Consider the following 7,697-nt stretch of genomic DNA (forward strand, 5'->3'; position numbering starts at 1 on the left):
GATTGAAAAGGCGTGATGATGGACGTTTCAGAATTACTCGATGGCTTAAATGACAAACAACGGGATGCCGTAGCTGCTCCACTGCAAAATATGCTGGTGCTCGCAGGCGCTGGCTCTGGTAAAACTCGAGTATTAGTTCATCGTATTGCGTGGTTAATGCAAGTAGAACAAGCATCTGCTTACAGCGTTTTCGCGGTAACCTTTACCAATAAAGCAGCAAAAGAAATGCGCTCTCGGGTTGAAGAAACACTCGGCGCACCAGTCGGCGGTATGTGGATAGGTACATTCCATGGTTTATCGCATCGCATTTTACGCGCACATCACCGCGAAGCTAATTTACCTGAAGCATTTCAAATCTTGGACTCTGACGACCAACTAAGAATGATCAAACGCTTATTAAAAGCGATGAACATCGATGATAAAAAATGGCCTGCTAAACAATTTGGTTGGTACATCAGCGCGAAAAAAGATGAAGGTCTTCGCCCAAAAGACATTCAAGCTTATGATATTAATGAGCAAATGATGCTTAAGGTTTATACTGCTTACCAAGAGGCTTGCGATCGTGCCGGTTTGGTTGATTTTGCCGAAATTCTGCTCCGCAGTTTTGAAGTCTTAAAAAATAACCCAACCTTACTGCGCCATTATCAGCAGCGCTTTGCCCACATGTTAGTAGACGAATTCCAAGATACCAACACCATTCAATATGCATGGCTTAAGCTACTTGCTGGCGATACCAATAGCATTATGATTGTTGGTGATGATGATCAAAGTATTTATGGTTGGCGTGGTGCAAAAATTGAGAACATCAAACGTTTCTTAACTGATTTTGAAGCCGAAACAATTCGCCTTGAACAAAACTACCGATCAACAGCCACTATTCTTAAAGCATCCAATGCGTTGATTCAAAACAACTCAGACCGTATGGGTAAAAGCTTGTGGACTGATGGCAATGAAGGTGAGCCAATCTCTATCTATGCTGCGTTTAACGAATTAGATGAAGCACGTTTTGTTAGCAGTAAACTACGTAGTTGGCTTAATGCGGGTAATGCATTACAAGATGCGGCTATTTTATATCGTAGTAATGCGCAATCGCGGGTACTTGAAGAAGCCATGTTACAAGAAGGCTTAAAATACCGCATTTATGGCGGTATGCGATTCTTCGAACGTCAAGAGATCAAAGATGCTTTGGCTTATTTACGCCTTGTTGGTAACCGTCAAGATGATGCTGCATTTGAACGTGTCATCAACACCCCTGCCCGTGGTATTGGCGATAAAACCCTAAGCCATATACGAGATTGTGCTCGTGCTGAATCGTTACCTCTTTGGTATGCGGCAAAAGCCGTTGTTGAACAGCAGCACTTATCTGGCCGTGCAGCTAGCGTTGTTAGTAAGTTTGTAGAGCTTGTTGAGCATATAGAAGAAAAAATTGGCGAGCTTACACTCGAAGAGCAAGCCAAGTACGCAATTCAAACATCGGGCTTAATGGCCATGTACCAAGCAGAAAAGGGCGAGAAAGGCCGTGCCCGAGTAGAAAACTTAGAAGAGCTTATTAGCGCGTGTGGTCAGTACGAATTACCCGAAGACGAAGAGTTTAGTTCACCACTGCAAGGCTTTTTAGCCTACACCTCGCTTGAATCAGGTGATGGCCAAGCAGAAGAACATGAAGACGCTGTGCAAATGATGACACTTCACTCAGCAAAAGGTTTAGAGTTCCCGCTAGTATTTATGGTGGGTGTTGAAGAAGGCATGTTCCCTTCTCAGCAGAGTAATGAAGAATCTGGCCGTTTAGAAGAAGAGCGCCGCCTGTGTTATGTAGGCATGACACGTGCAATGGAAAAGCTTTATATTAGCCATGCCGAAAGCCGCCGTTTATACGGCCAAGAAAAATACCACAGCCCGTCACGCTTTTTACGTGAAATGCCTGAAGATTGTGTTGAAGAAATCCGCATTAAAACTCAGGTCTCTCGCCCACCTGCAGCAGGGCGTTTTAGCTCATCGGTCAGCCATGCAGCATTTGAAGATAGCGGCTTTAATTTAGGCCAACGTGTTGTACATGCAAAGTTTGGTATTGGTACTGTGTTAAATTACGAAGGTGCTGGTGCTCAATCACGAGTGCAAGTGAACTTTGACGATGTAGGCAGTAAATGGCTAGTAACCCAATATGCACGACTTCAAGCAATTTAACACTGAGCTAAACAAAGTATTATCACAACTTGCCTATGCTAAGCATAGGCAATTATTACTGATCACCGGTGAACAAAACTGGTGCTATTTAGCTGCTCAGCACCTGCTCCACGAGCTAAATGAATCCAAAATCAATGTATTATCCAAAAGCACGGAGCTAACTCCTAACTTTTGGCCAGAGCACACTCATCAAATTTTAGGTCAAGAGTTTGATCATGCTATTTATGATGGCTTTAGTGGTATTTTACCCGACAAACTGGCAGCATTAAGCGGCACCGTTAAAGCAGGTGGTTTATTGGTGCTGCTTTTGCCTGAGTTGAGTAACTTAAAAAATTGGTGCGATCCTGCTTTAACCTATTTTCAATCCTATGCGCAAAATCAACCCAGAAGCTTTTTTAACCAACGCTTAGCAAGATTACTAACACAGAGTAAGGCCCTGCATTTTAACCAATCAAACGGCTACACAGACACTCAAAATAATGCTGTCGAAGCGGGAGTTATTGATTTAACTGAGCAACAAACGTGTATTGAGCAAATTGTAAAAACAGCTAACGGACGAGCAAATCGCCCATTATTAATAAGTGCGGATAGAGGTCGAGGCAAGTCATCAGCGCTGGGCTTCGCTGCTGCACAGCTGTCAGATAAAAAAATAGTGATATGTGCTCAACAATTTACTGCTTTACACAGTTGTTTTAAACACCTGGCTCAAGCACGTAATTTAAGCTACAAAAACTCAGATAAACAACTCGCAAATTTACACTTTAGTCCGCCCGATCAATTACTAAATGAACTCCCAGAATGTGACGTGTTATTTGTTGATGAAGCTGCCTCTATACCCGTACCAATGCTTATGAAAATGCTCACCCATTACCCTCGGGTGATCTTTGCAAGCACCATGATGGGCTATGAAGGAAATGGCCGAGGCTACACATTAAAGTTTAAGCGCTATTTACAAACCCATTATAAAAATATGCGCAGCATTGAATTGACGCAACCAATTCGTTTTGCTGCTAATGACCCTCTTGAAAATCAGCTGTCCACCTTACTTGCACTCGATGCTGACTATCAACAGATCAACATTAGCAGTGACAAAGTTGAATTTTCGCAATTAAGCCGCGAACGATTGGCACATGATGAAGACTTACTAAAGCAAATTGTCAGCTTACTTTCGCTGGCGCATTACCAAAACAGTGTGAATGATTTACGCCATCTGTTAGACGCCCCTTCACAGAGAGTGTTTGTTGCATCATTACAAAACAAAGTGGTCGCAGTTTGCTTAGTGGCCATTGAAGGTGGTTTAACAACAGATATTAGCGAGCAAATAGTAATAGGGAAGCGCAGGCCACAAGGGCACTTGATGGCGCAAACACTCGCGCAACTTAGTTTTGACTCAACTATTCTTAACAAATACTGTGCGCGGGTAGTACGTATTGCCGTTTCACCTTCGTTACACCAAAAAAATATTGGCTCACAACTACTAAGGTACTGTGAAAATAAACTAACGCTTGAATGCGATTACTTTGGTGCCAGTTTTGGTGCAAACGCCACATTACTAAAGTTTTGGCAAAGTAACGGCTTTAAATTAGTAAAACTAGGATTTCAACAAGATAAAGCGACAGCAGAGCACGCCGCACTAGTCGTAAAAAGCTTAGCTAATGGTAATTTAATAAACCAGCTTGAACAGCAGTTTCAATCAGATTTTGCACTTCAACTACTCGATCAATTCAAATTATTAGATCATCAATTAGTAGAAATTGTGATTACTCAGTGCAGCAATAAACAAGCTATTTCACCCCAAATAAAGCGCCTAGATGCTATTTTAGCAACTGCCTATCAACTATTTACAGTAAAACCGATATTATGGCGTGTATTCTGGCAATCCCCCTCCACCCTAAAAAATTGCGAGACACGTACCAAATACCTATTTATTAGACTAATATTACAAAACTGGTCGTTGCAAGAAGTAAAAATAGCATTAAAGATCAGTGGGAAGAAAACATTAGAGCAACAATTTAAACAGGCAGTAATAAATTGGTATGAAAAACTCACACACACAATTTCTACTTAGTTTTCCCCTTTTATTTTTTATAACTTACAGCTTCACTGCAAAGGCAAACAACCAAACTGTCATAAAATTAGGTATGTCTACTGCCTTAACAGGACCTGCAAAAAAAATTGGCACACAACTTCATTTAGGCAGTGAAGTTTACTTTGAAAAAATAAACAAAAATGGCGGAATAAATGGCGCGCAGATAAAGTTACTTGTTGCTGATGACGGCTATGAACCGAAAAAGACAGTAACAAATACGCGTCATTTTATTAGTAATGAAAACGTTGTAGCATTATTTGGGGCAATGGGCACCCCTACCAGTCATGCTGTTACGCCTATTTTAGAAAAGTTAAAAACCCCGTATTTAATGCCCTTCAGTGGTGCAGAGTTTTTACACACTGCTCCAACTATAAATGTATTTAATATACGAGCCAGTTACTACGATGAAGCAAAAATACAAATAAAGTATTTAGTCGAAGAAAAAAAACACACGAAAATTGGCTTTTTAATTCAAGCTGATGAGTTTGGCTATGTGGTAGAAACAGGTCTTTTAAAGTCTTTATCAAAATACAATTTAAAACCTGTCAAAGTTGCCCGTTACTTGCGAAATACCCACGAGATAACACAAGCACTCGAAGTATTAAAAAGCAGTGGAGCAACAGCAATAAGCCTAGTAGGCACATATAAACCTTTATCTGTGTTTATAAACACTGCTTATGAGCAAGGTTATAAACCTGATTACACCAGCATTTCATTTGCATCAAGCTCTGATTTATTCGCAAACTTAAAGTATTCAACGGATCTGATGGTGACCGAAGTTGTACCAAACCCATTTCAATGCAAATCAGTTTGGTGTACAGAGTTTTTAAAAGACATGAAAAATGCGAATGTAACAACACCTAACAGGCTACATTTTGAAGGCTACCTAAATGCTGTATTTTTTAGTTTAGCGGCACAACACTGCCCACAACCTTTAGAGAACACATGTTTAATGACCCAATTAAATAAAAGCTTTAGAGAAGATCAACAACTAAACTCACTATTCCTAGATAAGAACAGTATAAATGGGCACCTTGTTTATCGCTCATTCTTCTCACTAAAATAACTGTGGTTTTTCTATTATGTTCTATCCTTAAGTTATTATTTTAGTAAGCGAGGAAGCTATGGAGTTAATAAACTTTAGGGTGGGTCAAAAAACAATCTCATTAAAAATATTAGATATACTTTTAACTGAGCGTTTCGAAGATAATTTAACCTCCCTCCCAAACGACAATAAAAGCTTCATCGGCGTCAAAGATTATATGGAAATACCCACTCCCATTTTTGACTTAGGCATTATTCTTAATAAAAGATCCACTCAAGAAGCTAACCAGTCGCTACTTGAGGTATTTAATGACTGGCAAAATAAACAACAAGCTTGGTTTTCGTCTTTAGAGAGCAGCACTATCCACCAAACACTATTTGAACAAAACACTGATATTCAACAATCAAGTTTTGCTAATTGGTATTTTAGTTTTAAAACAGAAAATGATGACCTCCAAGCCATTGTTGAGCGCTTTAATGTGCCACATGAGCGTTTATGCCAACAAGCAAATGAAATAAGTATGCTCACCAAGTCTGGTCATAATGAAAAAGCACAAAAACAGCTAAGCACCGAGCGTAGTGGTAGTTATAAACAATTAATGAGGCTTTTTGACTCCGCAAAAGAGCAACTAAGCCTAGATTATAAACCAATCATAATTTTCACCACTAAAGATGGCATTAATCCTCATATTGGTTTACTTGTTGATAAAGTAGAAGATAGCATTAATTACAAAAAAGAAGATGTTAAACCGCTCGATAAACTTACTGATATTGGTTTTGAAATTGATTCACAAACGAAGAATATGATGCGAGGGCTTATTAAACTTGATCAAAAACATAGCGTACTAATTGACCCCAGCGCAATATTTAGACCCGATCACCTAGTACAACATCAGGCCGAAGAAACAGAAGCATACGGATTGTTTTAGTTTTACGGAGGTTTGCGAGTTTGCGAGTTTGCGAGTTTGCGAGTTTGCGAGTTTGCGAGTTTGCGAGTTTGCGAGTTTGCGAGTTTGCGAGTTTGCGAGTTTTATCAGAATGAATTTTTCAACGCGGTAGTCATACCAATACTATTTCTTAAGTGATCAAATTTATCCATTTTCTCGAACAGATACGCTTAACGTTATCAATGTCTGAGCGAAATACATTCCACGCCCTACTTACTTGTTCAACAATATCGTCATAACTTGCAAATGTGCGATTTGATAGCTCTCTATTTCTCATCCATGCCCATACTTGTTCAATGGGGGTCAGCTCGGTTGAGTAGGGAGGAAGCGGTATCACCGACACATTTTTAATATCTTGTGCAACATTACCCATATGCCAACTTGCGCGATCAACGATGACCACTGCGTGCTCTCCACAGGGCGTCGCATCCGAAATGAGTTGTAAATGTTGCCTCATTATATCCTGACTCAAATAAGGCGCTATAATTACTTCAGTTTGATCTGTTGCAGGGCAAACTGCACCAAAAATATGAGTTGATAGAAATTGTTGCTGTTTAACCACGCGGGGCCTTGAGCCTTTCTTTGCCCAAATTCTAGGTGTGGTATTTTGTTGACCAAACCGCGCTTCATCTTGGAACCAGAAATTGACTCAATCAAGTGATACGTGGCCTGAAATTGTGATGATCATATTACGAAGGAAATTTTTTAAAGTCTTCTTGCGCCTGAACTGATTGTTTAGGGTGCTTCGAACGAGATGTAATCCATGAAAAATTAAGTTCATGTAATAGACGATAAACATTATTTAGCTTGTACTGAACACCAAATGTATCGCAAATATACTCACGAATATCTTCACCGATTAATCGCCCCCCTTCATCTTTAACCGCATGTTTGCATACATAATCTTTGAGTTGCAGTTTTTGCTTTAGGGTTAAAGCGCAAGGACGACCGGGTTGTTTCTTAATGGCCAGCGCTTCAATTCCATTAGAAAGATAGGCCGTCACCCACTCATTTACCAGGCGTCGACTAACGCCTGTCGCTTGTGCAACAGCTGTACGGTTTTTAACTTTAAGAAATTGGCGAACAACTTGATAACGGGTTTTTAATCGCGCATCTCGGGTATAGGGAAAATCTGGAATGTTGGACAATTCAAGCTCAGTAAGAATGACTGTATTTAGCTCTATTAGATCACAAAAATCATAAGATTAAAATAGATCATCAATTAAATGTGTTTGGTATTACTATTTCACTTTACCCGAGACAACAAAAAACCCGTTACATTGCTGTAACGGGTTTCTCTTAATTGGAGCCTGGCGATGACCTACTTTCACATAACAAATGCTACACTATCATCGGCGCTGTTTCGTTTCACTACTGAGTTCGGCATGGGATCAGGTGGGTCCAAAACGCTATTGTCACCAAGCAAATTTGGT

General features: G+C 40.0%; 5 protein-coding genes, 1 rRNA gene and 1 pseudogene. 4 read left to right on the forward strand and 3 right to left on the reverse strand.

Annotated elements, in window-relative coordinates; translation table 11 throughout:
- Positions 1 to 18: 18 nt before the first annotated feature.
- The 4 genes from uvrD (at position 19) to QMA12_RS18765 (ending at position 6,246) form a co-directional block, all read left to right on the forward strand.
- A complete protein-coding gene (uvrD, locus tag QMA12_RS18750) occupies positions 19 to 2,184 on the forward strand; it encodes a DNA helicase II (RefSeq protein ID WP_087532786.1) in 2,166 nt (721 codons plus the stop codon).
- Positions 2,162 to 4,252 (forward strand): GNAT family N-acetyltransferase, encoded by a 2,091-nt coding sequence (locus tag QMA12_RS18755; RefSeq protein ID WP_290211035.1) that lies wholly within the window; start codon positions 2,162 to 2,164, stop codon positions 4,250 to 4,252. The genes uvrD and QMA12_RS18755 overlap by 23 nt, the downstream gene beginning before the upstream one ends.
- Positions 4,253 to 4,325: 73 nt before the next feature.
- Entirely contained in the window at positions 4,326 to 5,339 is a 1,014-nt protein-coding gene (locus QMA12_RS18760; RefSeq protein ID WP_290211036.1) for an ABC transporter substrate-binding protein, read from the forward strand.
- Positions 5,340 to 5,397: 58 nt separating this feature from the next.
- A complete protein-coding gene (locus QMA12_RS18765; protein WP_290211037.1) occupies positions 5,398 to 6,246 on the forward strand; it encodes a chemotaxis protein in 849 nt (282 codons plus the stop codon).
- Positions 6,247 to 6,394: 148 nt separating this feature from the next.
- On the opposite strand, the pseudogene QMA12_RS18770 reads toward QMA12_RS18765, so the two are convergent.
- The 3 genes and pseudogenes from QMA12_RS18770 to rrf form a co-directional block, all read right to left on the reverse strand.
- Positions 6,395 to 6,895 (reverse strand): annotated as a pseudogene (locus QMA12_RS18770) (IS630 family transposase); the annotation flags it as partial.
- Between the two features lie 58 nt (positions 6,896 to 6,953).
- Positions 6,954 to 7,412: a winged helix-turn-helix domain-containing protein gene (locus QMA12_RS18775; RefSeq protein ID WP_290211508.1), complete on the reverse strand. Its 459-nt coding sequence runs from the start codon at positions 7,410 to 7,412 to the stop codon at positions 6,954 to 6,956.
- 160 nt (positions 7,413 to 7,572) lie between these two features.
- Positions 7,573 to 7,687: ribosomal RNA gene (gene rrf, locus QMA12_RS18780) — 5S ribosomal RNA — on the reverse strand.
- Positions 7,688 to 7,697 lie beyond the last annotated feature (10 nt).

It is taken from the genome of Pseudoalteromonas sp. APC 3893 (assembly GCF_030408095.1).
Lineage (GTDB): Bacteria > Pseudomonadota > Gammaproteobacteria > Enterobacterales > Alteromonadaceae > Pseudoalteromonas.

Bases quoted from the DNA above. Each gene is read 5' to 3' on its own strand.
- uvrD (WP_087532786.1), top strand. From the start codon at position 19: ATGGACGTTTCAGAATTACTCGATGGCTTAAATGACAAACAACGGGAT.
- QMA12_RS18755 (WP_290211035.1), top strand. From the start codon at position 2,162: ATGCACGACTTCAAGCAATTTAACACTGAGCTAAACAAAGTATTATCA.
- QMA12_RS18765 (WP_290211037.1), top strand. From the start codon at position 5,398: ATGGAGTTAATAAACTTTAGGGTGGGTCAAAAAACAATCTCATTAAAA.
- QMA12_RS18760 (WP_290211036.1), top strand. From the start codon at position 4,326: ATGTCTACTGCCTTAACAGGACCTGCAAAAAAAATTGGCACACAACTT.